The organism is Chelativorans petroleitrophicus, from assembly GCF_025398195.1.
In the GTDB taxonomy this organism is placed as follows: Bacteria; Pseudomonadota; Alphaproteobacteria; order Rhizobiales; family Rhizobiaceae; genus Chelativorans; species Chelativorans petroleitrophicus.
This window is the reverse complement of sequence record NZ_JAODNV010000016.1, coordinates 47,062-73,979: the sequence shown is the minus strand read 5'-3', so window position 1 is coordinate 73,979 and position 26,918 is coordinate 47,062. Positions and strand designations below refer to the sequence as shown.

Sequence of the window (26,918 nt, the reverse complement as noted above, 5' to 3'; positions counted from 1 at the left end):
GCGGAGCAAAGAATGGCATTTCTCGAAATTTCGTCGCTCTCCAAATTCTTCGGCAACTTGTGCATCCTCGACGACATTGACCTCTCCATCGAGCGCGGAGAGTTTGTCGTCTTCGTCGGTCCATCAGGTTGCGGAAAGTCGACGCTCCTGCGGATAATTTCAGGACTGGAGGAAATCACCTCGGGCACTATCACGATCGAGGGCGAGGTGATGAACGACATCGAGCCGGCAAAACGCGGTACGGCTATGGTTTTCCAGTCCTATGCGCTCTACCCGCATATGACCATCTTTCAGAACGTTTCGTTTGGGCTGCGCATGGCCCGAAAGCCGAGGGACTTCATAGCCGAACGGGTACGGCAGGTGTCGTCGATTCTGCAGCTCGACAAGCTGCTTGACCGCCGGCCCGCTCAGCTTTCGGGCGGGCAGAAGCAGCGTGTCGCCATCGGGCGGGCCATCGTGCGCGAGCCGCGGGTATTCCTGTTCGACGAGCCACTTTCCAACCTCGATGCCGAGTTGCGGGTGCAGATGCGTGCCGAGCTGATGGAACTGCACCGCCGCCTTGGTACCACGATGATTTACGTCACCCACGATCAGGTCGAGGCGATGACGCTTGCGGACAAGATGGTCGTTATGAACGGCGGCCGTATCCAGCAGGCGGGCGCACCCCTGGCGCTCTACGACGATCCCGACAATCGCTTTGTGGCTGGTTTTGTTGGCTCGCCCAGAATGAATTTCCTGCCCGCCCGGCTGGCCGCGGCCGAGTCCCAGGGGGTTCGGCTGGAGGGAATCGGCGGCTTCGGCACGGCTACCTTGCCGCTTCCGGGCCTTGCGGCTGCCCCCGGTCCGGTCGAGATTGGTGTGCGTCCGGAGCACTTGCACCTGCTGTCCGACGGGGCGGATGAGGAGGGGCTGGTGCTGGAAGGTGAGGTAACGCTCGTAGAGGAACTGGGCGCTGAAAGCTTCGTCCATATGGACCTTGCAGACGGTACCCACGTCACGGTCCGGGCCGGACGCGGTGCTGCCCGGCCCGCAGGACGCATCCGAGTCCGCCCCGATTTGTCCCGCGCTTTGCTCTTCGGGTCTGACGGTCAGCGCCTGCGCGCCGGGGATGGACGTAAGGTATGAACCTTCCCGAACCGACAGGACCGAATGCTCGGTCGGATGTGCTTATCGTTGGTGTCGATATCGGTGGGACCAAGACCCACTTGCGGGCCATTCCCATCGGCGGAGGGGCGGCCCGCGATCTGGTGTTGCCAAGTGCTGAGTGGCGCCGGCGTGATTGGGGTGCGGATGCCGCCGCGCTTCTGGAATTGGTAGCCCGGCTGACTGGGGGCGCATCTGTCGCTGCGCTGGCCGTTGGCGCGCATGGATGCGATGACGCCGAGGAATGCAGGGCTTTTCAGTCAGCCCTGGCCGCTCGCACCGATGTACCTCTCACGGTGGTCAATGACGCCGAGCTGATGCCGCTCGCCCTTGGCCTTTCCGGGCAAATAGGCGTGGTCGCCGGTACGGGATCGATAGCCGTCTGCCGCTCGGCCTCGGGTGAAATGCTGGTGGCCGGTGGCTGGGGCTGGATCGTCGGCGATGAGGGCAGCGCCGCCAGTCTGGTTCGCGAGGCGGTGCGGGCCGTGGCGCGTCATTTCGATGAGGGTGGAGACCGGGGCGAGCCTCTCGTAGAGGCGATATTTGAGGCGCTTTCCGTCCCATCCGTTCCACGCCTTGGCAGCGCGCTCTCGCGCCAGGGGTCGGCCGCTGCGGTCGGTCGTCATGCTGTGGCAGTCTTCGATGCCGCGGATCAGGGTTCGGCCCTGGCTCTCCAGGTGATCCGCGAAGGCGGGCGGGGTCTTGCCCGACTGGTTGCGCTGCTCGACCGGCGCGGCGCGGGCGCAACGCATGCGGTCGCAGGCGGCAGCGTGATCGTCTCCCAGCCGCGGCTCTGGCAGGCCTTCACCGAAGGCCTAGCCGAACTCGCCCCTGGCCGTCTGACCCCGCATCTCTTCACGGGCAAGCCGGTCGAGGGCGCCTGTCGCCTCGCAGCAAGCCTTAATTATTCAAGACAGTCCGGGGCGGGCGCGGTCCCGCTGCGGGCCAGTTCGCGAACGAAGGAAGGACATCCATGAGCTATCGTTCCACCATTGCCCGTCAGCCGGAAGCGTTGGCTGATACCTATGCCGCAGCACGCGAGGAATTGGCCGTCCTCGACCTTTCCAGCCTCGACCGGCCGGTGATAGGCGTGACCGGGATCGGCGCCAGCTTCGCCGCTGCTGTGGTAGGAGCGGCCGAACTTCAGGCCAAAGGCCGCCGCGCCTTCGCCATCCGCGCGGTGGACATGGTCGACGGCCGCAATCTCTGCGACGCGCTTGTTGGGCTGTCGCATCGCGGCCGCAGCGTGGAGACCGTGGCGGCACTAGAGAAGCTGTCCAGCGCCCGCCGCCTCGCCATTACCAACGATCCCCAAAGCCCGCTGGCAAAAGCTGCCGAGTTGCACCTGCGGCTGAACAATGGCTCGGACGCCACGCCCTCCAGCACAGGCTATACGGCCACTCTGCTTGCCATGGGCATGGCCTTCGAGAAGCTGCTGGGCGACACTTCTGACGCCTTCGCTGCCATTCCGAAGCTGGTGAGCGAGGTGTTGGCTACTGCCGGAAGTCGCATGGAGCGGGTGGGCAAGCTGTTTCCCGCGCGCCGGGCAATTGACTGTGTAGGCGCAGGCGCCTCGCTGGGCACGGCGGACGGCGCGTCGCTGTTGCTTCGGGAGGCAGCCCGCATTCCCGCCTCCGCCTATGACACCCGCCATTACCTGCACGGCCCCATGGAATCCATGGATGGGACCACCGGGGTTGTTTTGTTCGGCGCAGGCCGCGAAGTCGAACTGGCGCAACATCTTGATCGCATCGGCTGCCCCGCACTGCTTGTCACCACAGCGGATGTGGCGGATGGTGAGCTTTTGACCGTGGTGAAGGTACCGAAGGCCGACAACCTTATCGCGCAAGGCATCCTTGACATTCTGACCGCACAATTATTCGCGGCTGAGCTCTCTGATGCTGCCGGATTGACTGACACCAAGTTCCGCTACCGCATGTCGGACACCAAGGTGCCCGTGCCGGAAGCCGTCTGAACTCCTAAGTCGAGATCGAACGAGGAGCAGAATGATGCTCGACGCAGGGTCAGGCGATCTTGAGATCGGCTTCGATGTTCCTGCTCTACCGGGGATGAGCGAGGCGGATGTTCTGACGCCTTGTCTCATCCTCGACCTGGATGCGCTGGAACGCAATCTGCGGCGCATGGGTGAATTCGCCCGTGCCCATGGGCTGCGTCTGCGCCCTCACGGCAAAATGCATAAGTCGGTCGACATTGCGCGGCTTCAGACAACGATCGGCGGTGCAACAGGTCTTTGTTGCCAAAAGGTGAGCGAGGCTGAGGTCTTTGTGCGCGGCGGAATCACCGACGTGCTGGTAACCAACGAGGTGCGCGATCCAGTCATGATCGACCGCCTCGCACAACTACCCCGGCGGGGAGCAAAGATCTCGGTTTGCGTGGACGATCCCGCCAATGTCGGTGAATTGGCCGCTGCTGTTGAGCGGCACGACACCACGCTCGGATGTCTCGTCGAGATCGACTGCGGGGCAGGGCGTTGCGGGGTCATGGATGGACCAGCCGCTTTGGAGATTGCCCGTGCTATCCTCGCTGTACCGAGGCTTCGCTTTGAAGGCCTCCAATCCTACCAGGGGGCGCTCCAGCATCTGCCGACATGGTCCGAGCGGCAAGCGGCCTTTGCCCAAGCGCTGGAAATTACCCGCGCTGTGGCCGATCATCTGGAGGCGAACGGCGTCGCTGTTCCCCTGGTTACTGGTGGCGGCACTGGTAGCTACCCTCTGGAAGCCGCTTCCGGTCTCTACGGAGAGCTGCAATGCGGATCCTATGCTTTTTTGGACGCTGACTATGGACGCATCCTCGACGCAGAAGGTCGGCGTCTGGATTGTGCGGGGTGGGAGAACGCAATGTTCCTCCTGACCTCCGTCATGTCCCGCCGACCTGGCCGGGCAATTTGCGATGCTGGACTGAAGGTGCAATCCGCGGATTCGGGCCTGCCGCAGGTTTATGGCCGCGCTGACCTCCGATATGTGAAATGGACCGATGAGCACGGAGTGATAGAAGACCCGCAAGATAGGCTGAGAATTGGTGATCGCTTGCGGCTGGTCCCGGGCCATTGCGATCCAACTTGTAACATGCACGATTGGTATGTCGGCCTGCGCGGCGGGAGGGTTGAGGTGCTCTGGCCCGTATCCGCACGGGGCAAGTCATTGTGATCAGTTTTTCGACGACACACCCGCTTCCATCAGCATCACCGCTGTGAACGTGTCGAGCGGCAGTTAATTATCTTCCAGATGAACATGTCTTGAACCAGGCGCGCCCGCTTTTAGGCTATGTGCTGCGTCGTTCGACGAGCAGGAAGCTCGTATCGATGACGGGCTCAGGCGCTTCCGGTTTTCCCTTCACGCTCGCCAGCACCAGCCGGGCGACCTCGAGACCGATCACGTCGCCGGAAGGCCGTATGGTGGTAAGCGGTGGGTTGCATGAGGCGCTGAAGCCGAGGTCACCGAAGCCGATCACCGCCAGGTCCTCCGGGATGCGGATGCCTCGCCTCTGGCATTCGAAAAGCACGCCGAGGGCCACCAGGTCATTGGAGCAGGCAAGCCCCTGCAGGCCGGGGAACTGCTGAAGCGCGCGGTTGAGGAGCAGCGCCCCCGCATCTGCCGTTGCTGGACCTGGGTGGCGGATGATGCGCCCCGCCTGGCCGCTCTCCGGCGCCAGTTCCCGCAGGAAACCGTCTGCCCGGCGGGCGGCTCGATGGTCTTCGTGGAGCCGCGCTCCGACATAGGCGATATTCTTACGGCCGCGGGCGATCAGGTGGCGTGCTGCGGCGGCACCCGCTTCCTCGTGCGAAAACCCCACCGCCATGTCGATCGTCGGGCCGCCCAGCTCCCACATCTCCACCACAGGCACGTCGCTTGCGGCAAGAAGCGCACGTGTACCATGCGAATGGCTGAGGCCGGTCAGGACGATTGCCGCCGGCGCCCAGGATAACGCGGCACGCACCAGTGCCTCCTCTTGCGCCTCGCTGTATTCCGTGTGGCCAAGCAGTACCTGGAACCCTTCAGATCCGAGTGCCGCCTGGATCGTCGATACCGTCTCCGCGAAGAAGGCATTGCGGATCGAAGGCACGATGACGCTGACGATTCGGGAGCTTGCCGCCGCGAGGCCGCCGGCCATCAGGTTGGGGACATAGCCAAGCTTGGCGATCGCTTCCGACACCCGGTGCGCCCGATCCTCCGAGACAGCATCCGGTTTGCGGATGTAGAGGGACACTGTCGACGGGGATACACCCGCCAGCTCCGCCACCTCGTTGAGGGTCACGCGCTGCGCTTTGCGCCTGCGGCGACGGAGGCTGGCTGTCGAACCGGTCACGCCGCGCACCCTTCAGTTTTGGACCAGGCCCGCATCGATAACAAAGTTGGCACCCGTGCAGCCCAGGCTCTCGTCAGAGCCGAGATACAGCGCCATGCGTGCCACGTGGCTTCCGTCGAGACGGAATTTCAGTGCCTGCAGTTCGATGAACTGCCGGTCGAGCTCGGGCGTGAGCCACAGCTTCTTCTGCCGCTCCGTCAGGATCGCGCCGGGTACGATGCAGTTGACCCGGATGCCCGAAGGCCCGAGCTCGCGAGCAAGGGTCTTGGTGAGGCCGTTGATCGCCGCTTTTGCCGTCGTGTAACCGACGAGGCCGGGACGGCCGCGCATCCAGGAAACCGAGCCCAGCATGATGACTGAGCCCTGGCCCCGTTCGGCCATGGTCGCCGCCACCGCCTGCGTAGCGAAGAACTGGTGGTCGAGATTGAGTGCCAGGGCGCGTCGCCAATAGTCCGGCTCGACTTCGGCCATGGCGTGCCTGTCGTCCTTACCGGCGTTGTTGACGAGAACGTCGATCGGCCCCGACGCGTCCTGGATTTTTGCTATGGCAGTGCGTAGCGCGGCGATATCCGTCACGTCGCAGAACGTGAAGCGGCTGCCCGTCGTCTCTGCCCAGGTCGGGCCAGCATCGCTGTCGATGTCGATGAAATCCACCTGCGCGTTCTGGGCCCGGAACGCCGCGACAATCTCCGCACCGATGCCGGAAGCTCCCCCCGTGACCAGCACATGTCGGCCCGACAGCGACCGGTAGGAGACGGTCCGGTACTTCTCGAGGGGGTCTGGGAGGACGTCGGCCATGGGATCAGTATGCGCTCGTTGAAGCGGCAGGCGCCGGCCCGTCGCGCAGTTGCGAAAGGTATTCGGCGGCCCGCCCGGTCATCATGGCGATGTCGGAGGCGATTGCCGAGAAGCTGTATCCATAACCAAGGAAGTCCCGCACCATCTGCGGGGTGGGCCCGACTATGCCGACAGGCTTGCCAATGGCCTTCGCGCGGCGCGCTGCATCGGCAAGCACAGCCTGCACGTCCTCATGCGCGATGTTGCCGATATGGCCCATCGAGGCAGAGAGATCGCCGGGGCCGATGAAAAGCGCATCCACGCCCGATACCTGTGCGATCTCCTCGAGCCGTTCCACCGCGCCCGGCGTTTCGAGCTGCACGATGACGCACACGCCATCGGCCGCCTCCTTGAGATAGCTCTTGTCCTGCCCGAAACGGCTCGCGCGGTGAACGGCGGCGACACCGCGCACCCCCTCCGGCGGGTAGCGCGTGAAGCTCACGGCACGCCGCGCCTCTTCGGCATTTTCGATGAAGGGGAACATGAGCGTCTGCGCCCCTGAATCGAGCACGCGTTTGACGGTGACCTGATCGTTCCACGGCAGCCGTACCACGGGCCGCGCCGGGGTGACGGCGATCGCACGCAGGATCTCCACGGCATCCGCCAGGTCAATTGCCACGTGCTCCATGTCGAGCACCAGGAAATCAAACCCGGCAAAGCCCAGGGCCTCCGCCGTCGCGGGCGCGCCTGACATGAGCCAGGTACCGAGCGGCGGTGCCGCATGCTGCTCAAGCAGGTTCAAAAACGGGTTTTGCTTCGGCACGGTTCACCCCTCAGAAAATATCCGGCTCGGACACCTCGCGCGGCCCGCCGAGAAAATCGAAATCGCAGCCCTGATCGGCCTGCAGCACATGCTCCCGGTATAGTCCCGTATAGGCCCCTCCCGCAGGACGGACAGGCGGCTTCCACTCCGCGCGGCGGCGCTCCAGCTCTTCTTCGGAAACCAGCATGTCGAGCCGCCGGGCCGGCACGTCAAGCCGCACCTGATCGCCGGTCCGAAGCAGCGCCAGCGGCCCGCCGACGGCGGCTTCCGGAGAGACGTGCAGAATGCAGGTGCCGTAATGGGTACCGCTCATGCGCCCGTCGCATATACGCACGAGATCGCGCACGCCTTTGGCGAGTAACCGCTGCGGGATGGGCAGGTTTCCCCATTCCGGCATGCCCGGCGCTCCCACTGGACCGGCATAGCGCAGCACCAGCACGCTTGTTTCGTCGATCTCCAGGTCCGGATCGTCTATTCGCGCGAACATTTCCCGCGGGCTGTCGAACACCACCGCGCGCCCGGTATGTCTGAGCAGCGCGGGATCGGCCGCACCCACCTTCATGACTGCCCCGGAGGGCGCCAGATTGCCGCGCAGGACCGCAAGCGTGGGTGCTTCGGCAAGCGGCACAACCGGCTTCTCTGGCGAACGAATGATCTCATCGTTCCAGCAGGGTGCGTTTTCGATATTCTCCCCAAGCGTGCGTCCGTTGACCGTCCGCTCACCAAGGGCAAGGAAGTTCTTCAGCTTCGCAAGCAGGGCGGGCAGGCCGCCGGCGAAATAGAACTCCTCCATCAGATGCTGGCCGGTCGGGAAGATGTCGGCGCAAACCGGAACCCTCAACGCCACTTCGCCCAACTCGTCCAGCGTCAGGTCGATACCGGCTCGCCGCGCCATGGCGATCATGTGGATGGCTGCATTGGTGGAGCCGCCGAGCGCCATATAGGCGACCGCGCCGTTAAGGAACGCCTCTCGCGTCAGTATTGCCGAAGGCTTCAGGTCCTCGAATACCATCTCCACGATGCGAGCGCCGCAGGCCGACGCCATGCGCGGATGGGCGCTGTCGGCCGCAGGTATGCTGGAAGCACCGGGTAGCGTCATCCCCATCGCATCAACGATGGAGGTCATGGTCGAGGCGGTGCCCATTGTGTTGCAGGTGCCGATCGACCGCGTCATGCCCGTCTCTAGATCGACCCAATCTTGCGGCGATATGCGGCCGGCCTTAAGCTCATCCCAGTATTTGCGTGTATGGGTGCCTGCACCTGTCTTTACGCCGCGCCACTGGCCGTTCGACATGGGTCCGGCCGGACAGAAGATCGTCGGCAGGTCCATGCTGATCGCGCCCATCAGCATGCCCGGCGTGGACTTGTCGCAGCCACCGAGTAGCACCGCCCCGTCGATCGGATGCGAGCGCAGTACTTCCTCCACCTCCATTGCCAGCAAGTTGCGGTAGAGCATCGTGGTGGGCTTCACCATCACTTCGCCCACCGAAAGCACCGGTATCTCGACGGGATAGCCGCCGGCCTGCCAGACGCCGCGCTTCACCGCCTCCGCCCGCTCGCGCAGATGCGCGTGGCAGGGGCTGATCTCGCTCCAGGCGTTGAGAATGCCAATGACCGGCTTGCCCAGAAACTCCTCGCGCCTAAGCCCCATCTGCTGCGTGCGCTGGCGGTGCGCGAAGCCACGCATGTCGGTAGCCGCGTACCAGCGCTGGCTGCGAAGGCTGTCCACGGTGCGCCGCTTACCGCTCATCCTTTCATGCCCCCTGCAGTCAGCCCGGAGACGACGCGCTCCTGGAAGATGACGATGAGGATGGCGAGTGGGACTATGCCGACCACCAGGGCCGCGGAAATCACCGTCCAGGGGAAGGCGAACTCACCCTGATAGAGTGTGATGCCGACCGGTAGCGTCCTGAGCATCGGGCTTGCGTTGAAGGAAAGCGCTAGCAGAAACTCGTCCCACGCATTCACGAAGGCGAGGATCGCCGCGGTGAACACGCCCGGTCCAGCGAGCGGCACGACGACCCTGAACAGCGCTCCAAGTCGCGTGCAGCCATCCACCATGGCCGCGTTTTCGAGATCCCGCGGAATGCCGTCGAAGAAGGAGACAAGAACGAGCGTGCAGACCGGCAGGCTGAGCACCGTATAAGGAAGCACCAGTGCGGTGTAGGTGTTGAGCAGGTTGAGCGCCCGCATGGTCTCAAAGAGCGGAACAAGCAGCGTCACCAGCGGGAAGGTGGAAACGGCGATGATCACCGAAAGAATAAGCGCGCGGAAGCGCAGTTGCAGCCGAGCGATCGCATAGGCCGCAAAGGTGGAGACCAGAAGCGTCGAAATGGTCGAAAGCGTTGCCACCGCGAAGGAGTTCATCAGAAAGATGTGCAGCGGCTGGTCTGAGAACGCATCGACGTAGTTGGCGATCGTCGGCCGGTCCGGCAGCCACGTGATCGGTGTGCGTGTCAGCTCCAGTTCCGATTTGAGGGAAGTCAGGAACAGCCAAAGCACGGGAAAAAGCCCATTGATGAGCAGCACGCCGGCCGCGATCAGCCGAAGGGGGAGGCCAGTGAAAAGTTGCGCCATATCAGTGCCCCTTGCCCATCATGCGTAGATAGATGACCGTCACTCCCATCGACAGCACGAACATCGCCACCGCAAGCGCCGAACCGTAGCCGAGGTCGAGGAAGCTGACGGTGTTCTGGTGGATATACATGGCGAGTGTCGCTGTGCTGGTGCCCGGCCCGCCGCGCGTCATCGTGTAGGGAATGTCGAAGGTCTGCAGGGCGGTGATCGTGCGGAAGATCAGCGCCACGACGATGGCTGGCTTGAGCAGCGGTAGCGTGATCTCGAAAAACTGCCTGAGCCGCCCGGCGCCGTCCACATCGGCTGCTTCATAGAGCGAGCGGGGGATCGTCTGCAGCCCGGCAAGGAGGATCAAACCAACGAATGAGGAGGTCTTCCAGATGATGGCAAGGCAGATCGCCGTAAAGGACCATTCAGGCGAATTGAACCATATGATGCGCGGAAGTCCGAAGCGCATCAGGATGTCGTTGACGACGCCATACTGCGACTGAAAGAACCAGGCGAAGATCAGGCCCACGAACGAGAGCGGCAGCGCCCATGGCACGAGCAGGGAGAGCCGCACCGGCCACCTGTACCGGAAGGGCAGGTTGGCAAGGAGCGCCAGCCCCAGACCGACGAGCAGCGCGCCGGGCACCGTGATGATGGTGATCAGCACTGTGTTCCAGAGCGCCGCCCAGAAGATCGGATCATCCAGCATGATCTCGAAGTTTTCGAGCCCGACAAATTCTGCCGGCAGCCCGGAGGTAAGCGAAAGGTTGTGGAGGCTCGTCCACACCAGCCGCCCGACCGGGTAGACGATGATCAGGAGTAGGAGGATCGCCGTCGGCGCAAGCAGCCAAAACGCCAGCGCCCGATCCGACGGGTCCATGAAGGACGCCCAGTCGCGACGCTGCTTAAGCCGCAGCGCGGAGTGCACCGCCCCGCTCATCTCATGCCTCCACGGCCATGGAGCCGTGCCTCTCTTGCGCTGCCTGCGGCCGATATGCCCGCTCGCTCACAGGGTCGAAGATATGGATGCGGGCGGGATCGCATCCGAGCGTCACTCTCGTGCCGGGTGCAGGCCGCGTTTGTGCCGCGACGCGCGCCGTCATCGTCTCGCCGCCCACCGTGAAGTGCACCAGCGTGTCTGCTCCGAGCGGCTCAACAACCTGAACCGTGCCCGTCACAGTGCAGTCGCCGTTCGACTCTTCCAGAAAATGCTCCGGCCGGATGCCCACCTTCACCTTGTCTCCGTCTGAGAGGATCGCTGCCAGCGCGCCCAACGGCACCCGGCCACCCTCGGCAAGGCGCGCATGGCCGCCGGACACGGTTGCGGAGAGGAAATTCATCGCCGGCGCGCCTATGAAGCTTGCCACGAACATGGTGGCCGGCGTGTTGTAGACGTCGTCGGGCGTGCCGAGCTGCTCTATCTCGCCATTGCGCATCACCACGATGCGGTCGGCGAGCGTCATCGCTTCCACCTGATCGTGCGTGACGTAGATGATCGTCGCGGCGATGTCCTGATGCAGCTTCTTGATCTCGGTGCGCACCTGGCCGCGCAGTTTCGCATCAAGGTTCGACAGCGGCTCGTCGAACAGGAAGACCTGCGGCCGGCGAACGATCGCCCGCCCCATAGCGACGCGCTGGCGCTGGCCGCCCGAAAGCTGGCTAGGCTTGCGGTCCAGAAGATGCGCGATCCCCAACGTTTCAGCTGCCTGCTTGACGCGGCTGTCAATTTCATGGCGCGGGTGATTTCGCACCTTCAGCCCGAACGCCATGTTCTCGTAGACGGTCTTGTGCGGATAAAGCGCGTAGTCCTGGAAGACCATCGCGATATCGCGTTCGCGCGGCGGCAGTCCGTTCACCGTTCTGTCGCCGATCGTAAGCGTCCCGGCGGTGATGGATTCGAGGCCCGCAATCATACGCAGCGTCGTCGACTTGCCGCAGCCGGAGGGGCCCACCAGCACCACCAGCTCCTTGTCCGCCACCTCGAGATCGATACCCTTCACGACCTCGACGGCGCCGTAGCTCTTCCTGATTCCTTCCAGCTTGACCGAGGCCATGCGTCCCTCCCTGTCCCGGCATCCGTTCAGCCGAACTGCAGCCCGTCGACCTCCACCGCGCGCTTCTCGCGAACGGAAAGCTCTGCCGCCATGCCTATGGCGACCGCCTTCAGCCCGTCCTCTACGCTTACCTCCACCGGGCCTTGGCCGAGGATCGCGCGGCGGAATCCCAGGTGCTCATAATAAGTGGAGCCGTGATGGGCACCAGCGGCGAGAACCTCCTCGTCAACCTCCACCAGCCTCCGCTCCAGCGTCTTGCGCTCGTTGCGCGGGCTGAACAGCACTTCGGCCGGCACTTTTTCCTCGTAGCCGCGGGAGGCCGGCACCAGGCATTCGATCTTGGCCTTGTTTCCTGTCACCGCGAAGGCTTCCTGCCACCATGAGCCGTCGGCGAACATGCACAGATCAAGGTGCGCGCGCATACCATTGGCGAAATCGACGATGACGAAGGCGTTGTCCAGGATGTCTGGCTGCCGGCCGTCATAGCGCTCGTCCAGGTGGTTGAAGTCCGCTGCCCCCGAAGCGTACACCCGGACCGCCTCCGAACGGGCGATAAATCGCATCAGATCGAAGAAATGGCAGCACTTTTCCACCAGCGTGCCGCCGGTGCGCTTGGAGAAGCGGTTCCAATTATCCACCTTCTGCATGAAGGGGTGGCGATGCTCGCGCATGGCAATCATTGCAGGCCTGCCGACCCGCCCTTCGTGCACTTCTTTGATAAGTGTGGCCACTGGTGGCATGTAGCGGTACTCCATGCCGACCCAGATCGGCTTGGGATACTCGGCCGCACCCCGGCGTAACCTTTCGAGATCGGACGGCTCCGTACAGATCGGCTTTTCGACGAGCACCGGCACCGGGTTCTGCATCGAGAAGATCCGGTCAAGCAGGCCCGCATGGGTGTCGTTCGGCGAGGCGATGATCAGCGCGTCGCAAAAGTCGCTGTCGAGAAGTGCGTCGGCCTCATCGAACAGCATCGGCTTTTCGTGCAGGAGTTCCGCTGCCGTCCGCCGCGATTCCGCATTTGGATCGGCGATCGCTACGATGCGCGATCCGGGGATCACGGAAAGGTTCCGGATGTGCTCCCGGCCCATCATGCCCGCGCCGATGAGCCCATACCTTATTGTTTCCGCCGACATTGCTCCTCCACCTGAACAGGATTGTGCAGCTCACCAGAGCCGGTTTCGTAGCGCTACGATATTGTCGGCTCGATCATTCGTCAATCACATGTGGGAAATCAGCCGATAGGTTGTTCGGATTGACATTCACGATTTCGTAGCGCTATGAATTGATGCGTATGCGTTTGGTTCGCGCCTTCGGCAGTGCGATAATGCATGGCAGACAATGTCCACCGGCCGCGGGGCGAGGCGACATCTAGGGAGGAGTTGATATGAAGAAATACATGGCCGCCGCTGCTGCACTAGCGGTTTCGCTTTCATGCAGCGGTGCATTGGCGGAGACCAATCTCCGGGTCTTCATCTCCAGCCAGGGCCATCCAGACGTGGTGCGCGGATTCATCGAAGACTACATGGAGCAGAACCCGGATGTGAACGTCGAGATCGAACTCGGCGGCGCCACGTCCGAACTCCAGGCTCAGTATCTCAACACGGTGATGTCGGCGCGGGATTCCTCGCTCGACGTGCTCATCCTTGACGTGATCCGTCCCGCCCAGTTTGCTGCCGCCGGCTGGATCACCCCGATGGACGATTATGTCGAGGACAAGCAGGCGCTGCTTGACAGCTATCTGCCTGCCTACGCCGAGGCCAACCAGGTGGACGGCAAGCTGGTCGCGCTTCCGGCTTATGCCGACGCCATGTTCCTCTACTACCGCAAGGACCTGCTAGAGAAGTATAACCGTGAGGTGCCCACCACCTGGACGGAGCTTCAGGAGACGGCAAAGATCATCCTTGAGGGGGAGAACAATCCCAATCTCGAGGGCCTGAGTTTCCAGGGTGCGGCGATCGAGGGTGCGGTGTCGACCTTCTTGTTGCCCTATTGGAGCATGGGCCACAACCTGACCGAAAACGGTGAATTCGCCTTCAACCGTCAGGGCGCGATCGACGCCTTCAATCTATGGCGCAGTATGGTCGAGACCGGCGTGACCAAGCCCAATGTGGCCGAAATCGCGACCGACGACACCCGCCGCAATTTCCAGGCCGGTAACGCCGTCTTCGCCGTGCTGTGGGCCTATGGTTGGGCGCATTTCCAGAACGACGAGGATTCGCAGGTGAAGGGCAAGGTGGCCGTTGCCAAGCTGCCTGCGGTCGAGGGCGGCGAGCCGGTCTCCTGCCTCGGCGGCTGGGAGTGGGCGGTCTCCGCCTATTCCAAGAATCAGGAGGAGGCGGTGAAGCTGGTCAAGTATCTCGCGAGCCCCGAAGTGAGCAAGAAGCGCGCCATCGAGGCGTCGAACCTGCCGGTTACACCGGACCTCTATACCGACCCCGATGTGCTCAAAGCCGTGCCGTGGCTCGACCAGGCCCTGCCAGTGGTCCAGACGGCGCGTTCTCGCCCGGTCTCGCCGCGCTACAACGAGATCAGCGAGATCATCCGTACCACCTTCAACGGGGTGATGGCGGGTGCCATGACGCCGGAGGAGGGTGCTGCGCAGATGGAATCCCGGCTGCGGCGGGTGATGCGCTGACAGTGAGTGCGGGCGCCGGGAAGTCGGCGCCCTCTTTTCTTGTGCCTGACGAACATTCCTAAGGAGCGAATCCTAGGAAGACTTCGGCAGCTGTCGGGCATCGGCCCGGAGGAAGAGCTTCTCCGCCACGGCATTCCCGTGCGGCTCGCGCGGCCCGGCGTCGACGCCAATCTTCAGGATCATTACGAATGCCCGTCGTCGCCACGACTAGTAGGGCTTATGGCTATTATGGCCAGGACTGCGGTCTGCCAATGATGCGCGCGAAAAGGAGCGTTTCACATACCTACGGACAAGGTGCCGCAAATTTCCTTCGGGGCCGTCTATTCCGCAAGTCGAATCCACCGCGGGAGGACTGGAAGTGGGTTATCAGACGGCGGTGGAGGATGGGCTCAATGTCTTCCGGCACTGGTTCATGTGGAGTGCAATCGAAAGACGGCCTGGTCACTACGACTGGGACAATTACGACCGGCAGACGCATCTTACCGCCAAAAACGGCATCAAGACCATCATCGACGAATTGACGCACACCGTGCCCGACTGGGCATACCGCAAATTCGCTCACGCGCGGCAGGTGCGCAGAACGGGAGGCTGCCAACGCCGTGCCGAGCAGAAGGAACTTTTCCAGGCGCGGCCGGCGAAGGGCGATATCGGGCTGCTCGTCATCCCGGAGGCATAGTCCCGGGACTATCTCCTCAACCACCGCCATTGCCCGGAAACTTACACCGAGGCTTTTCCACTTCAGGGCTACGCCACACGCTGTGCGACGTGGGCGGTGGCCGGCAGCGGATTGGCCTGCTTGCTGCGATGCGAGCGCGGTTCGGACTTGTGGCGGCTGGAAAAGGCGCGGCGGTTTTCTGCCATTTCAATGGCGTAAAGCGCCGCGCCGGTGTATGATCCGAATCATGCCGCCGCGCCCCCATCACCTACCAGAGCCGCCGCCAGCTTTCCCGCCTTTGCCGGACTGGACGCGGACAGCGGGCCAATGCGAAAGCCCTGAGGACGCTCTGTTTTCCGCCGGGGCGGCGCTTGCCGCGATCCATCCCATTGCTTGCGCCAGCCATCCTATAACAGAGCTTTGGCGGCAGCGTCTGGCGCTCGCCTCGGCCGAAGCCGTTGTCAGGCTGCAAGGACGTCGGGAAGATGCCGCAACCCTGCGCGACCATCTCTATTTCACGCGGCCCGGCGACGATCCCGGTCCAGCGGGCTCAGTGCTTCTTGCCTGGCAGATGCTTGCCAAGGGTTCGATCCTGAGGCCGCCAGCGCCGGATTCGGACTGGCGTGAGACACTAGCCAATCTGCTGTCATTCACGATAGACGAGGCGGCGGAAGAGGCGATCGATGCCCCGTTTGCCGAAGGTGCGAGGTGTGGGAATCCGCTCGAGGCGGCAATCTCCGTTGCGGCATTGAGCCTGCGGCTCCGGCCGGATAGCCGGCCGTTGGCGCTGTGGCTGGCCGACGTCGCGCTAGCGCGCAGCCTTAACTGGCCCGCGCCTGTCCCGCTCTTTGCCATCCGTCTCGACCGAAGCTCCCTGACCCTTGCTGCCGGGCCGCAGGCCGACCCGCGCCGGTGGTTGGCGGCCTGCGCGCGCGCCTATGGCCAGGCCGCCGCTTTCGCCCATGACCTTTATGCGGATCTTGCCCGACGCGCCGAGCGGCTTCTGGCGATCGCGCCCAGGCTGCGCGGCAGGGATGCCGATGAAACGGTCCTGGCGCTGCTTAAGGAAGATGCGCTTGCCGCGCGGCAGGGCAGGGCCGCCAGCGACCGCTCCAGCCGGCGCCTGTTTGGCCGGCTCGTGAGCCTGGGCGCCGTCCGCGAGCTCACGGGCCGACCCGCATTCCGGCTCTACGGGTTGTGACGGCCATGGCGAAGGCAGCCCGGACACTGCAGAACGGAGCAGGGGAGGGCGGCCTCTTCGACCGGGAGCTCGACCACCTGCCGCCCGAGGCGCGCTGGCGCGAATGGATGATGCGGGTCGAGGCGGTGATCTTCGCTTCTGCCGAGCCGGTCACCCGTGAGATGCTGGCGCCTCTGGTTGGCCGCGACTGCAGCATCGATCTCCTGATCGAGGATATTGTCAATGAGCTTGCCGGCCGGCCTTACGAGATTGTGGCTGTCGCCGGCGGCTGGCAGTTCCGCACCCGGCCGCGCATGGCCGGCGTGCTGAAGGCCGCCTTCGGCGGCAGCACCATGGCCGCCGACATCACCGAGGGGGAAATGCTGGTGCTGGCCACGATCGCCTATCACCAGCCTGTCACGCGCGCGGGCCTGTCCGACATATTGGGCCGCGAGGTGTCACGCGACACGATCGGACAGTTGCGGCGGCTTGATTTGATCGCCTCCGGGCCGCGTTCGCCGCAGCCCGGAGCCCCATACACTTATGTAACGACGCGGAAATTCCTGGAGCACTTCGGGCTCGACAGCCTGCGCGACCTGCCGGACCTCGAAGCGCTCGAGGATGCAGGGCTGGTGAGCCAAAGCGCCGCTGGCGCTCATACCACGCCGGCCAATGACGAGGACAGCACCGATCCGTGGAGTTAGCTGATGGTGTTCGTATCGCGGTGTCCAGAGCCCGTACAGCTGCTCTCTCTGCGGCAAAGGACGTCTGCGATGCGCTGACCAGACCGCAGAAAGCCTCCGAATCCGGCCAGCGCCCGGGACCAACGCATCAGAAAGCCTTGCTTATGCAGGCCTTGATGGCCCCTCCGAGCAGATCTTCTCCCAGCATTCCGGTAACGGACAGGTCGAAGACAGCATCGGCGGACAGTTCAACGCGGGTGCCGATGGTGACCTCCGCCCAGTCGTCAATCACTCCGTCGCTTGTGCCGCCGATGTTGCAGAAAGCCTGCAGCGGGTTGGAGTCGTCGCATTCCGCAACCAGCAGTGAACCCGTCACCGTCGGGTTTTGGGCATCAAGAACATGAGCCCATGCGACGGATCCGAACACAGTCGTCGTCTCGGAAACGAAGCTCTTGGCGGACAGGCCTATACGGCTGATAGTGGTACTCGACTCGAAGCCATTGATGTGCGCGGGGAAGAGACCGCCGCTTTCCGTCCAGCCGTCAACAGACGCATGGTTGTATGATATCTGTGCAAACGGGGTGAGGAAGGTCTCGTCATCCAGCTTGAACGACCAGCCAAGCCGGGCATCGACGCCCCAGCTTTCCCCGGACGTCTCACCGGAGGACGTCGCCGTGCCGCTGCCGTTTGCATAGGTCCGGTCGACATCAAGGTCGAACAGGCCGACTACGCCTGACCCGCGAAACTGGAAGCCCTCCTCAGGCGCGTGCTGGAAGTAGCCTCCCAAATAGAAGCCATGCCCGTCATAACCGCCGCTCCGATCGAAATCTCCATCTATAAGGCTGCCGCCAATTGACACGCGGATGTTTCCCGGAGGGTTATAGCAGTGCCTTTCCGCTGGTTTTGATCATTCTTGCCCACGCTGCCCGTATCGGGCCGGATGCTGGCCCCTGGCCTGCGCGCCGCCTCGACAACTGCTCCGATCGGCTGCTCGCCTTCGGGTGGTCTGCCCGACTCTGCACTGACGCCGGGCGCAATCTCATGTGTCACACCGCAATGTCGAGGACTGGCTAGTCAGGGTCCCTGTCGCGATTGCAGTCTTATACTTTCATCCTTGCAAGCTCTTGCATGATTGTTAAGCATAATGGTATGAAAGGTTTATGGTTGACCCTCTGATCATCGAGCGTAAGAAGCTCTTCGAGCACGTCGCCGCACATCTCGAAGCCCAGATCCTGGCCGGCAAGCTGAAGCCCGGCGACCAACTGCCGCCCGAACGCGACCTTCAAATGCGCTTCGGCGTAGGACGCCCGGCCATCCGGGAGGCGCTGATCGCGCTGCAGAAGGCAGGCCTCGTCGAGCTTACCAACGGTGCCCGGGCGCGCGTGGTGATGCCGACGGCCACGCACATCTTCACAGGCATGGCGCCGGCGGTGCGGCAGATGCTGTCGACGGAGGAGGGACAGCGCCATTTCCAGGGAGCGCGGCTGTTCTTCGAGGTCGGGCTGGCGCGGGAGGCGGCGCGCGGCGCAACGCGAGAGGATCTCGATGCGCTGAAAGCGGCGTTGGAGGCGAACGGTCAGGCGATAGGAGACCGCGAGCGCTTCACCGACACCGACATCGCCTTCCATTTCGAGATCGCCCGGATTGCACGCAATCCGGTCTTCCTCGCCCTGCACGATCAGATGTCGGAATGGCTGAAGGAGCAGCGTGTTGTGACGCTGACGGCTCCGGGCCAGGAGCAGACGGCCTACAAGGCGCACTGCGCCATCTACGAGGGCATCGAGGCCGGTGACCCGAACCGGGCCGAAGCGGCAATGCGCGCACATCTCGAGCAGCTCGCCTCGGTGTTCTGGCGCCAGCGGGGCGAAGGACGGAACGCATGAAGATCGGTGTCATCGGCGACGATTTCACAGGCTCGAGCGACATCGCCAACACGCTGGCGCGGGCCGGAGCGCGCACGATCCAGTACGGGGGCATTCCCGACGAGGCTGCGCCGGAGAACATCGACGCGGCCGTGATCTCCTTGAAGACCCGGTCGATCGAGCCGTCGGACGCCGTGGAGCAATCGCTGGCGGCCTGTCGCTGGCTCAAGGCCAACGGGGCGGTCCAGATCGTTTTCAAATACTGCTCGACCTTCGATTCGACCCCCCGCGGCAATATCGGTCCCGTGGCCGAGGCACTGCTTGCCGAGCTCGATGCGCCGCTTGCGCTGGTTTGCCCGGCCTTTCCGGAGAACGGACGGACGGTTTACCAGGGACATCTCTTCGTGGGCGACCGCCTGCTGAGCGAGTCGGGCATGGAGAAGCATCCGCTGAACCCGATGACCGACCCGGATATCCGACGCTGGCTCGCGCGCCAGACTAAGGCGAAGGTCGGCCACATTGCCCTTCCGATCGTGCGTTTGGGCGCGCTCGACCGGGCATTGGCCGAAGCGGCTTCCCGCGGGGAGCGGCTGATCGTGGCGGATGCCGTGGCAGACGAAGATCTGTTGAAGCTTGCTGCGGCGGCGGCGAACCACAGACTGGTGACCGGCGGCTCGGCGATCGCGGAAGGTCTGCCGCGGAATTTCGGCATCCTCCCGGAACGCGCCGGCGAGCGGCAATTTGAGGGCGCGGCAGGGCCGGCTCTCGTGATTTCGGGAAGCTGCTCGTCAGCGACGCGCAGGCAGGTGGAATACCACCGGGCGCGCCGCCCGTCCCTCATGGTCGATGCCGCGGACGCCATGGAAGCCGAAGCCGCTTTGCCGCGCATCTTGGAATTCGTTGCGGAAAACCGCGGGAAGGTTCCGCTTGTCTATTCCAGCGCCGATCCGGAGGCGGTAACGGCGGCACAGGAACGCCACGGCCGAGAAGCTCTGGCCATCCTCTTCGAGCGGTTTTTCGCCGAGCTTGCTCTTGCGGCGATCGAGATGGGCTTTCGCCGTATCGTGGTGGCGGGCGGCGAGACCTCGGGCGCGGTCGCCGGCGCGCTCGGTCCGACCGCCTTTGAGATCGGGCCGGAGATCGCGCCGGGCGTTCCAGCCCTTCTGCGCGACGGCGAGCCGAGGCTTGCTCTCGCCCTCAAATCCGGCAATTTCGGCACGGAGGATTTTTTCGAAAGGGCCGTGGCCGTGTTGGGAGGTGAATCGCTATGACGCTGGAAGAAAGCCGCCTGCGGGACGATATCTGCCGCTGGGGCGCCTCGCTGTTCAACCGCGGCTATACCGCGGGTTCGTCGGGAAATCTCTCGGCGAGGCTTCCCGACGGCTTTCTGGTGACGCCGACCAATTCGTGCCTTGGCTTCCTCGAGCCTTCCCGCCTGACGAAGCTCGATACGGCCGGCCGGCTGGTTTCGGGCGATCCTCCTACCAAGGAGGTGCCGCTCCACATGGCCTTCTACGAGGCACGCCCTGAAGCGGGCGCAGTGGTGCATCTCCACTCGACCTTCGCGACGGCGCTCTCGTGCCTGGCCGATACGGATCCCGAGGACGCCCTGCCGCCGATCACGCCCTATATGGTGATGCGTGTCGGCCGCGTCCCGGTGATCCCCTACACCCATCCGGGATCGGCCGACGTGAAGCCCCTGATCCTCGCCCGGGCCGCCGAGCATCCGGCCGTGCTTCTGGCGAACCACGGCCCGGTCGTCTCCGGCAAAAGCTTCGAGGCGGCGGTCTTCGCCGCCGAAGAGCTAGAGGAAACGGCGAAGCTCGTGCTGCTCACCCGCGGCTTGCCCCAGCGGCACCTGCCGTCGGACGTGGTGTCGGAGCTTCGCAGGCGCTTCGGGTCGTGACTCCAAACATTGGTCGTCTCATCGACGACACTCGCGAGTAGCTGCGCGGCGGATCCTACTAGCTCGTCGCGGCAACCGGCGGCGGCTCGGTATCCGTGCCGGCAGGTCACTTGGGAAAATCGATGTCCCAGCAATCCGGGTTCACCTTAACCTTGACGGTTTAGGGATTGTCTCGGCGGCTGATGTGGGATGCCATTCGGCGTTGACCTGCGGGCGGCTTTACCCATGTCTTCGGGGAGAGGAAGAAAATCCGGACGAGTGACATCTTCACTACGGCAACGGATGGCCCGCTGTCTTTCCCGGTTTCTCGAATCTGGACGTGGCAGTGCATGGCGGTTCGTCGCTCCGGAGCTCGCATGCAATACCCTCATTGTCCCGCACCTGCCTGGATATGGCGACAGTACCGCCTTCACCAGCGCCACGGGGGCCGTGAGATTGATCGCAAGCACCGAGGCCATTCGTCGAGATCGACCTCGTCGATCCGTGGGGCGCCCGTTCGTCCCGCATTGTTGACGAGGCAATTCGGACGGCCGAACCGCTGATCGACTGCCGGCGGAGCCAACGGCGTGGAGCCGCAGCATGCGCGCCTCCTTTCGCGGCTTCAAGCGCTTGCGCTGCACGCGGGCGTTCTCCGCGGGCGGGGAACGGGAGGCGTGCTCGCCGCGGCAATGCTTGACGAGCCGGCGGCCGCCCGCATCAACGTGTTGCGTGATGCGCTTGCGGGGGCGCTGACCGAGCCTGGCCTCGCTGCCGCCCATCTTATCCTGCGCGATCCGGCTGTGCCGGACGCCTCCTTTCAAATTGGCGGCAAGGCACCGGACTTTCCGCGTGCGGGGGCCGTCCTTGCTGGAAGGCCATGACGAAAACAGTCTATCGGCCGCTACGGCGGCCTTCATGTGCTTGCTATCCGACAGCCAACCAGAAAGCACCGTCCATGCACTTTCAATTTACCGGCTGGCCTACGCCGTCCAAGGCGACGAACTCGGCAGCCTCGTTCCCCCCTCAACGCAACCCTCAGGGTGGCGTTCTAGGGGGTAGCGAATGGCGAACCCCTATCCCTGACACGCTCTCGGCCGCTCCAGCTTCTTCAATCGAGACACCCCATGAAAAAAGCCGCGCTCGCCATTCGCCTTTTCGTTTCGTCAATCTGCCTGCTGACCCTCAACGCAGCGTCTGCCCAGGAAGAAATCGAAATGCAAGGCCCCACATCGCTTTCGGAAACCTATGATGCCTGGACCGTCCAGTGCGTCAATCAGCAGCAGGGCGAGGTGACGCGGCGCGTCTGCCAGATGTCCCAGACGCTCTTGCAGAAGGAATCGCAGCAGCGTGTGCTGACCTTTGCTCTGCGCAGGAGCGAGGATCGCGCCGTAGCGACCCTGGTTCTCCCGTTTGGCCTGTTGCTTTCGGAAGGATTCCGCATCCAGATGGCTGACGAAGAAATCCTTAGGGGGGCTTTCCGGACCTGCCTGCCCGCCGGCTGCATAGCGGAAGTGGAGATTCCGGCCGATACGATCTCGAAGCTGGAAGCGGCCGAAACGGCGAACGTACTGATGACGGCCACTTCGGGCCAGCAGGTCAAGGCCGACATTTCGCTCATGGGCTTCAGGGCCGCTTACCAGCGCCTGGTCGCTCTCGCCGCACGCTAGCCTTAGGGACCGACGGGCGACTGTCTACGAGCGGCTCAGAAGGTTCGTCATGTGCAGTGCAAGGAGGATGATGGCGACGCCGAGCACTGTCGTCCCCGCAGGCACTTCGTTGAAGAATAAGTATCCGGTGGCGGTTGCGAAAACCAGCGTGAGATAGCTGAGCGGGGCTAGGAAGTTGGCGGGCGCCATTTGATAGGCCCGCAGGTAGCAATACTGTCCGAGCTGTGCCAAGACGCCAATTGCCAACAGTATGGACCAGTCGGCCAGGGCGACGGGCTGCCAGTAGAGCACGGCCGGGATCGCCGTGACGACGCTGAGGCCGACGGAATAGAAGACCATAAGGACGGCGGTGTTCTCGTCCTTGAGTGCCCGGATCTGGACGGAGGCGAGAGAGCCGAATACGACGGAGGAGAATGCGGCGAGAAGGCCGATATTCCAGCTGACGCTGCCGGGCGCGACAATGACGAGCACGCCCAGAAAACCGATCGCGGTGCCGACCCAGCGAACGGCTCTCACTTTTTCTCCGAGAAGGATGACGGCGAAGATCATCACGACGAACGGCCTGGTAAAGCTGATGGCGGATACGAGCGCCAGCGGCAGAAGCGTCAACGACAGGAAATTGCTAGTGAGTGCAATGGCGTTGCAGGCGACGCGGAAAGCGTGACGGCCGGCGCGCCGGGTGCCGAAGACCTCTTTTCTGAAGCGCCAGGCGAGCGGAAGCACGCTGACTAGGCCTATCAGCGACCGGATGAAGACAATCTGGATCGCCGGGTAGGTCGCGCCCTCTAGCTTGACGAGCGCGGTCATGGCCGAAACCAGGATCATGTCCGTCAGGAGCCATGCCGCGGCAATCCTGTTGGTCGCCTGATTTTCCGCGGACACGACGCTCAAGCTGGCTGCACCAGATTGGCCATCAGCCTGAACGCGCCGGGGACCAGCCTGTCGAGCTGGTGGTGCAGGTTGAGGCTGGTATGGGTGTGCCGGCCCTTGCCGATCCGGGCCGAGATGAGCGAACCTTTGAGCGGGGCTTCGCCGGCGTCGTGCATGGCGAGCAGCGGCTCGTAAGCGTCATCCCAAACCGAGGCGAAGTAGAGACCGCGTTCCTTGTCCCAGCCGGCGAAATCCTCGATGGTAATCCTGTTCGGCCCCGCAAGCAGCGGATGATCCGGCAACAGCATCTCGACCGGCGAAGCCGGGTCGCTCACCCGCCAGCGCAGCGAAGGCGAGCCGATTACCACGCGGCGCGGGGGCGTGGTGTCGGGCGACCAACCGTCGGTCGGCCGGTGGTAGAGGGTAACCAGGTGACCGCCCGCCTCGACCCATTCGCGCAGCCGCTGCGTTGCGGTCGCCAGATCAGGCCTCAGCCCGAAAGTGAAGATGCCGACCACGATGGTAGTGAAACGGGAAAGGCTGTCGCGCAGCGCGGTCTCGTCAAGCATGGTCACGTCGAGACCCATGCGCCGGAGCCACACACCGACGTGGTCCGTCCCTCCGCCGACGTAACCCACGCGCACGTTTTGCGGCAGCTTCAGGTCGAGCACCAGCACGTCGAGGTTTTGCGGCTCGATGAAGCGCGTGCGGCCGATATGCGGATAGGCGATCGGCGTCTGCCGGTAGGCCTGCGCATTCTCGATCGTCGCAGGCAATGTGTAACGCCCCGGCTGGATGCCCGAAGAAACCGCGACGGCAAAGCCGCCTTCGTCAGGCCGAGCATCAATGCCGGGCAAACCGGCCAGGCTGAGCTCCGCTTCTGGGCCCTCGATGCGGGCGGCCACATGGACCGGTCCCGGAACCGAATGGGTCGAAATCACCAAAGCCTCGGGAGACAAGGTGACCGAATGTGCCGGGACGACGGCAACTGGTTCCTCTGGATCAACGAAGATCTGTATGTCTCGCCCGCCCACCTGCGAGGCGAGCTTCACCCGGATTGCAGCGCCGCCGAGCAGGCTCGAGAAGGCCGGCGGGTAAGCGTTCGAGACCGGAGCCTTTCCGGATACGGTGATGCGGAAGGACGTGATCGTCTCCTCGTGCCGGACCGCGCCGGCAGAAGCCCATTCCGGCAGGACCGGCTCGATTTTCACGGGCAGGCCTGCATCGGCATGGACGTGCAGAATCGTGCCGCCGCCTGGAGCCACCGCGGCCGGCTCGGCCCAAACCGTCGCCATGAGCCCGGCGGCACAGGCAAGAGCTGCGTCGATTTCTGCCAGCTTCCTTGTGAGGCGATGGCCGAACCGCGTCTCTTCTTCCGGCGGGAGTTGTTTCTGGGTCTCTTCGATGTGCCGGGCGGCGGCGGTGAGCTCCTCGATGATTTTTTCGCGGTGCGGGAAAGCTGAAAGTGCCGCCTCGATGCGGGCCTGCGCAGCCTCAAGCTGATCGGCAATCGATCTGTCCAGGCCCGCCGCGAGATCCGCCAGGGTCGCCGGCAGGTGATCGCGAATGTCATTTTCCGCGCCGTTGCCGCCAAGCTTCAGATGCAACGGCCATTCCGTCTGCGGCACCGCTTTCCAGAAGCCCATGCCCTGCGAGGCGTGGCAGGCGCGGGACCACTCGCCTATTTCCGAGTAGGAAACACCTGTCGCCGGGTCGCGGCCGGGTGCGTTCACCGTCACGGTTGCGTTCGGCGGCGGCACTTCGTCGTCATAGGTGCCGCCTCCGCCGGACCAGCCGGGAAGATAGAATTTCGCGACCTTCCACGGGTAAAGCCCTTCCGCCAGATGCTCGGGAAAGGCGTTCGGGTCCGCGGCGAGCCGCACGGCCTCTTCCGCCGCCTCGGTCATGGCGCGGTGGTGGCCGTGCTGACCGGGCACATCCAGGAAGGTGGGGATAACGATATCCGGCCGCTCGGCGCGGTAGGCGCGGACGAGCCGTTCGATGATCCGCTCGCGGCCCCACCGTTGAAGGGTGTCCTTGCCGTTCTTGGAAAATCCGAAATCGTGTATCAGGTCATCTGGGCCATGGCCAAGCCAGACGACATCGGCGTCGAGCGTGCGCGCAGCCTCTTCCAGCTCGCGCGTGCGCAGCACGCCGAGCGCGCCGGTGCGTTCGGATCCAAGGCTGTTCTGGCCGCCTTCGCCCCTGGTCGAGCAGGCAATGATGACGCGCATCCCGTAGGCGAGGCGCAGGGCCGCCAGCATGCCGCTCTGCTCGTCGTCGGGGTGCGCGCCCGTGTTCATCACGGTCAGCGTGGACGTGAGGCGCGAGAGGGCGCGATGAAGTTCCACAAGGGCAGGGCGGGCTTTGCGGCGCTGCAGGCGCTCATGATCCGTCAGCATGGCTCATTCCTGGTTCAGGGCGATAGATGAAAGGGGTGCTGAAGGCTGCTGCGGCGCTGGCGCTACGCTCAGATGCGGGGAAACCTCGTTGAGCAGCGGCAGGGCGGCAGCGCCCAGGGCGGCAGTGAGTTGCCCGGTCTGGCCACGCATCACGCGCGGCAATCCGCGGTTGCGGCGGGTGGCGACGGACATGGGTAGCGGCTCGAGCGCGTTTACGACTGCATCGAGCACTGCATCCGGCAAGCCGCCCCCGAAGATCACGGTCTCCGGGTCGAAGATGTTTTCCAGCATGGCTACGGTCGGCGCAAGATAGTTGGCAGCTTCCCTGATCCAGTCCATCATGACTGGATGGCGTTCCTCGTAGAGGACCTCCAGGGCCTCGATGGTGGGCGCGGCGATCCCCGCCGCCATCAGGCGCTCGCGCAAGGCAAGCACCGAGGCGACGCGCTCCAGCGGGGCGTCCGGATCGTAGGTTGGCCGGCGGTGCCGCGGCGTGATCACGACATGCCCGATTTCGCCGGCGTTGCCGAAGGCGCCGCGCAGCGGCCTGCCTTCATGGATCACGCCCAGCCCGAGTCCGACGCCGAAATAGAGGTAGCAGAAGTTGCTGATCTGCCTTCCCGCGCCGTAGAGCCGTTCGCCAACCGCCGCGGCCGTTGCGTCGTTGTCGAGGGTTACGGCCTCACCCGTCGCTTTCTCAAGAAGAGGGACGGGGTCGACGCCGGTCCAGCCGCGCAGCGTGGCGGGTCCGACGGACGTCATGCCCTCGATCTCGAAGGGGCCCGGCATAACCACACCTATGCCGAGCAGGCGAGGAGCCTTCGGACCGAGCCTCCCGCGCAGCGTGCGAATCTCGCCGGCTATGTGCTTCGGTACGTTTTCGGGATCGGTGCGCTCCAAAGGCGTCGTGGCACTCGCTCTCAGCCGTCCCGAAAGGTCGAGCAGCACTGTCACCATGTGATCGGCCGCGACCTCCACCCCGGCCGTCACCGGCCCGTCGGGATTGATCGCGAACTGGATCGGCGGTTGGCCGCGTCCGTTGCGCTGCCGCCCCAGGTCGATCAGCATGCCCTCTTCGATAAGCTCCTGGACGATGTTAGCCACCGCCTGAGAGGTAAGGCGGGCAAAGCGGGCGATCTCCGCCCGTCCGAGATGTCCATGCATACGGATCACGTCGAGCACGACGCGCCGGTTGTGCGCACGGTTGCGCTCGGGATTGCTGCCTATGGCAATCGCACGCTGCCGGATCGTCCTGTGCTGCTTCTGCATGGGCACGCCCTCGGCGCCTTCTGTGACTGTCAGGGAGGCTATTTTCACGCGAAGAATAACTCAAGTAGATTATTTTATTGACAAGCGACGAATGGTTGGATGACGTTGAGGGACGGAGC

25 protein-coding genes are annotated in these 26,918 nt (G+C 63.9%); 13 read left to right on the top strand and 12 right to left on the bottom strand.

Annotation, left to right across the window (positions count from 1 at the left end; all coding sequences use genetic code 11):
• Positions 1-12 precede the first annotated feature (12 nt).
• The 4 genes from NYR54_RS14740 to NYR54_RS14725 are packed head-to-tail and all read left to right on the top strand — an operon-like array spanning position 13 to position 4,310.
• Positions 13-1,125 (top strand): ABC transporter ATP-binding protein, encoded by a 1,113-nt coding sequence (locus tag NYR54_RS14740; RefSeq protein ID WP_261516461.1) that lies wholly within the window; start codon positions 13-15, stop codon positions 1,123-1,125.
• Complete coding sequence (locus NYR54_RS14735) at positions 1,122-2,120, top strand: N-acetylglucosamine kinase (RefSeq protein WP_261516460.1); 999 nt, start codon at positions 1,122-1,124, stop codon at positions 2,118-2,120. Before NYR54_RS14740 ends, NYR54_RS14735 begins: the two co-directional genes overlap by 4 nt.
• Complete coding sequence (locus NYR54_RS14730; RefSeq protein WP_261516459.1) at positions 2,117-3,118, top strand: SIS domain-containing protein; 1,002 nt, start codon at positions 2,117-2,119, stop codon at positions 3,116-3,118. The genes NYR54_RS14735 and NYR54_RS14730 overlap by 4 nt, the downstream gene beginning before the upstream one ends.
• A 31-nt stretch (positions 3,119-3,149) precedes the next feature.
• Positions 3,150-4,310 carry a DSD1 family PLP-dependent enzyme gene (locus NYR54_RS14725; protein ID WP_261516458.1) on the top strand — a complete coding sequence of 387 codons (1,161 nt, stop codon included), beginning with the start codon at positions 3,150-3,152 and terminating at the stop codon, positions 4,308-4,310.
• A 115-nt stretch (positions 4,311-4,425) separates the two neighbouring features.
• Here NYR54_RS14725 and NYR54_RS14720 read toward each other — a convergent pair whose 3' ends face one another.
• The 8 genes from NYR54_RS14720 to NYR54_RS14685 all read right to left on the bottom strand — a co-directional run bounded on the left by NYR54_RS14720 (position 4,426) and on the right by NYR54_RS14685 (position 12,824).
• A complete protein-coding gene (locus tag NYR54_RS14720; RefSeq protein WP_261516457.1) occupies positions 4,426-5,469 on the bottom strand; it encodes a LacI family DNA-binding transcriptional regulator in 1,044 nt (347 codons plus the stop codon).
• A gap of 12 nt (positions 5,470-5,481) precedes the next feature.
• Entirely contained in the window at positions 5,482-6,267 is a 786-nt protein-coding gene (locus NYR54_RS14715; RefSeq protein WP_261516456.1) for an SDR family NAD(P)-dependent oxidoreductase, read from the bottom strand.
• Between the two features lie 4 nt (positions 6,268-6,271).
• Positions 6,272-7,069, bottom strand: coding sequence for an HpcH/HpaI aldolase family protein (locus tag NYR54_RS14710; protein ID WP_261516455.1), 798 nt, complete (start codon positions 7,067-7,069; stop codon positions 6,272-6,274).
• Between the two features lie 10 nt (positions 7,070-7,079).
• Complete coding sequence (gene araD / locus NYR54_RS14705; protein ID WP_261516454.1) at positions 7,080-8,819, bottom strand: L-arabinonate dehydratase; 1,740 nt, start codon at positions 8,817-8,819, stop codon at positions 7,080-7,082.
• Positions 8,816-9,646 carry a carbohydrate ABC transporter permease gene (locus NYR54_RS14700; RefSeq protein WP_261516453.1) on the bottom strand — a complete coding sequence of 277 codons (831 nt, stop codon included), beginning with the start codon at positions 9,644-9,646 and terminating at the stop codon, positions 8,816-8,818. The genes araD and NYR54_RS14700 overlap by 4 nt, the downstream gene beginning before the upstream one ends.
• 1 nt (position 9,647) lies before the next feature.
• The gene (locus NYR54_RS14695; RefSeq protein ID WP_423738623.1) at positions 9,648-10,514 is read right to left on the bottom strand and encodes a carbohydrate ABC transporter permease; all 867 of its coding nucleotides are present in this window, start codon (positions 10,512-10,514) and stop codon (positions 9,648-9,650) included.
• A 61-nt stretch (positions 10,515-10,575) separates the two neighbouring features.
• Positions 10,576-11,688, bottom strand: a complete 1,113-nt coding sequence (locus NYR54_RS14690; protein WP_261516451.1) for an ABC transporter ATP-binding protein — start codon at positions 11,686-11,688, stop codon at positions 10,576-10,578.
• 26 nt (positions 11,689-11,714) lie between these two features.
• Complete coding sequence (locus NYR54_RS14685; protein ID WP_261516450.1) at positions 11,715-12,824, bottom strand: Gfo/Idh/MocA family protein; 1,110 nt, start codon at positions 12,822-12,824, stop codon at positions 11,715-11,717.
• A 251-nt stretch (positions 12,825-13,075) separates the two neighbouring features.
• Between NYR54_RS14685 and NYR54_RS14680 the strand changes: the two genes are divergently transcribed.
• The 4 genes from NYR54_RS14680 (at position 13,076) to scpB (ending at position 16,865) form a co-directional block, all read left to right on the top strand.
• A complete protein-coding gene (locus NYR54_RS14680; protein WP_261516449.1) occupies positions 13,076-14,326 on the top strand; it encodes an ABC transporter substrate-binding protein in 1,251 nt (416 codons plus the stop codon).
• 358 nt (positions 14,327-14,684) lie between these two features.
• The gene (locus tag NYR54_RS14670) at positions 14,685-15,002 is read left to right on the top strand and encodes a beta-galactosidase (protein ID WP_261516448.1); all 318 of its coding nucleotides are present in this window, start codon (positions 14,685-14,687) and stop codon (positions 15,000-15,002) included.
• A gap of 226 nt (positions 15,003-15,228) precedes the next feature.
• Positions 15,229-16,182 carry a DUF1403 family protein gene (locus NYR54_RS14665; RefSeq protein WP_261516447.1) on the top strand — a complete coding sequence of 318 codons (954 nt, stop codon included), beginning with the start codon at positions 15,229-15,231 and terminating at the stop codon, positions 16,180-16,182.
• 5 nt (positions 16,183-16,187) lie between these two features.
• A complete protein-coding gene (gene scpB, locus NYR54_RS14660) occupies positions 16,188-16,865 on the top strand; it encodes an SMC-Scp complex subunit ScpB (RefSeq protein WP_261516446.1) in 678 nt (225 codons plus the stop codon).
• A 127-nt stretch (positions 16,866-16,992) separates the two neighbouring features.
• Here scpB and NYR54_RS14655 read toward each other — a convergent pair whose 3' ends face one another.
• Positions 16,993-17,703: an autotransporter outer membrane beta-barrel domain-containing protein gene (locus NYR54_RS14655; protein WP_261516445.1), complete on the bottom strand. Its 711-nt coding sequence runs from the start codon at positions 17,701-17,703 to the stop codon at positions 16,993-16,995.
• 301 nt (positions 17,704-18,004) lie between these two features.
• On the opposite strand from NYR54_RS14655, the gene NYR54_RS14650 reads away from it, so the two are divergent.
• From NYR54_RS14650 to NYR54_RS14630, 5 genes are all read left to right on the top strand, one after another.
• Positions 18,005-18,727 (top strand): FCD domain-containing protein, encoded by a 723-nt coding sequence (locus NYR54_RS14650; RefSeq protein ID WP_261516444.1) that lies wholly within the window; start codon positions 18,005-18,007, stop codon positions 18,725-18,727.
• On the top strand, positions 18,724-19,977 hold the full coding sequence (gene otnK / locus NYR54_RS14645) for a 3-oxo-tetronate kinase (protein WP_261516443.1): 1,254 nt from the start codon (positions 18,724-18,726) through the stop codon (positions 19,975-19,977). Before NYR54_RS14650 ends, otnK begins: the two co-directional genes overlap by 4 nt.
• Positions 19,978-19,979: 2 nt before the next feature.
• Positions 19,980-20,612 carry a 3-oxo-tetronate 4-phosphate decarboxylase gene (gene otnC / locus NYR54_RS14640; RefSeq protein ID WP_261516496.1) on the top strand — a complete coding sequence of 211 codons (633 nt, stop codon included), beginning with the start codon at positions 19,980-19,982 and terminating at the stop codon, positions 20,610-20,612.
• 566 nt (positions 20,613-21,178) lie between these two features.
• The gene (locus tag NYR54_RS14635) at positions 21,179-21,472 is read left to right on the top strand and encodes a hypothetical protein (RefSeq protein ID WP_261516442.1); all 294 of its coding nucleotides are present in this window, start codon (positions 21,179-21,181) and stop codon (positions 21,470-21,472) included.
• A 243-nt stretch (positions 21,473-21,715) separates the two neighbouring features.
• Positions 21,716-22,258: an invasion associated locus B family protein gene (locus NYR54_RS14630; RefSeq protein ID WP_261516441.1), complete on the top strand. Its 543-nt coding sequence runs from the start codon at positions 21,716-21,718 to the stop codon at positions 22,256-22,258.
• A 24-nt stretch (positions 22,259-22,282) separates the two neighbouring features.
• Here NYR54_RS14630 and NYR54_RS14625 read toward each other — a convergent pair whose 3' ends face one another.
• Genes NYR54_RS14625 through NYR54_RS14615 form a run of 3 tightly spaced genes read right to left on the bottom strand, consistent with a single transcriptional unit; the run spans position 22,283 to position 26,799 of the window.
• Positions 22,283-23,149: a DMT family transporter gene (locus tag NYR54_RS14625; protein WP_279327551.1), complete on the bottom strand. Its 867-nt coding sequence runs from the start codon at positions 23,147-23,149 to the stop codon at positions 22,283-22,285.
• On the bottom strand, positions 23,146-25,530 hold the full coding sequence (locus tag NYR54_RS14620) for a PIG-L family deacetylase (RefSeq protein ID WP_261516440.1): 2,385 nt from the start codon (positions 25,528-25,530) through the stop codon (positions 23,146-23,148). Before NYR54_RS14620 ends, NYR54_RS14625 begins: the two co-directional genes overlap by 4 nt.
• A 3-nt stretch (positions 25,531-25,533) precedes the next feature.
• Complete coding sequence (locus NYR54_RS14615) at positions 25,534-26,799, bottom strand: ROK family protein (protein WP_261516494.1); 1,266 nt, start codon at positions 26,797-26,799, stop codon at positions 25,534-25,536.
• Positions 26,800-26,918: the final 119 nt, after the last annotated feature.